The sequence below is a fragment of the Streptomyces sp. BK79 genome, assembly GCF_044142145.1.
Taxonomy (GTDB): Bacteria; Actinomycetota; Actinomycetes; order Streptomycetales; family Streptomycetaceae; genus Streptomyces.
In genome coordinates this window covers 1-834 of record NZ_JBHVOC010000084.1, presented here as the reverse complement: position 1 = coordinate 834, position 834 = coordinate 1, and the positions used below count along the sequence as shown (strand labels likewise).

2 protein-coding genes are annotated in these 834 nt (G+C 71.6%); both read left to right on the top strand.

Annotated features, from left to right (window positions below):
* Nucleotides 1-588, top strand: a 588-nt coding sequence (locus ACFIF2_RS35875; protein ID WP_395577485.1) for a phosphopantetheine-binding protein, incomplete at its 5' end; no start/stop codon positions are given.
* A gap of 41 nt (nt 589-629) precedes the next feature.
* On the top strand, nt 630-834 hold a 205-nt coding region (locus ACFIF2_RS35870), incomplete at its 3' end, for a hypothetical protein (RefSeq protein WP_395577484.1).

Here is an 834-nt window from a genome sequence, read left to right as displayed (position 1 = left end):
CTGGTCGTCGTACGGGACGACGGCCAGGGCGGCAAACGGCTGGTGGCCTACGTGGTGCCGGAAGAGCCGGCACAAGCCGACGCGGCGGACCGGGCCGAACTCGTCGCGTCCCTGCGGGCACACACCGGCGCCACCGTGCCCGAGTACATGGTGCCCTCCGCCTTCATGGTGATCGACGCCCTCCCGTTGACCACCACCGGGAAGATCGACCGCAAGGCCCTGCCCGAACCGGACCCGCTCGCCGGCGCGGCGGCCTACGTCGCGCCCCGGACCCCCGACGAGGAACTGGTCTGCCAGGTCTTCGCGGAGGTCCTCGGCGTCGACGCGGTCGGCATCGACGACACGTTCTTCGCGCTGGGCGGACAGTCCCTGCTCGCCACCCGGGCCGTCGCCCGGCTGCGCGCCGCGACGGGGACGGACCTGTCCGTGGAGACCCTGTTCCGCAACCCCGCGCCGCGTGCGCTGGCGGCCGAGGTCCGCGCCGTGCGCGAGGCCGGCGAGCGTGAACTCGGCGAGGCGCTGAGCGCCGTGGAAGGCATGACCGACGAGGAGATCGAAGAGGCGTTGCGACGGCTCGAACAGCAGTGACCCGTTCAGCACCCCGCGACTGGCAGATTGGCCGATCACCGATGACCCACGCGAACGAGCGGATAGCCAACCTCAGCGACAAACAGCGGATCCTCCTGGAGAAGCTGCTCAGCGGGAAGCGCGCCGACCACACCATTCCGCGTGCGGACCGGAGCAGGCCGCTGCCGCTGTCCTTCGCCCAGCAGCGGCTGTGGTTCCTGGACCGGCTCGCTCCCGGGACCACCTCGTGGAACGCCTGCTCCTCGC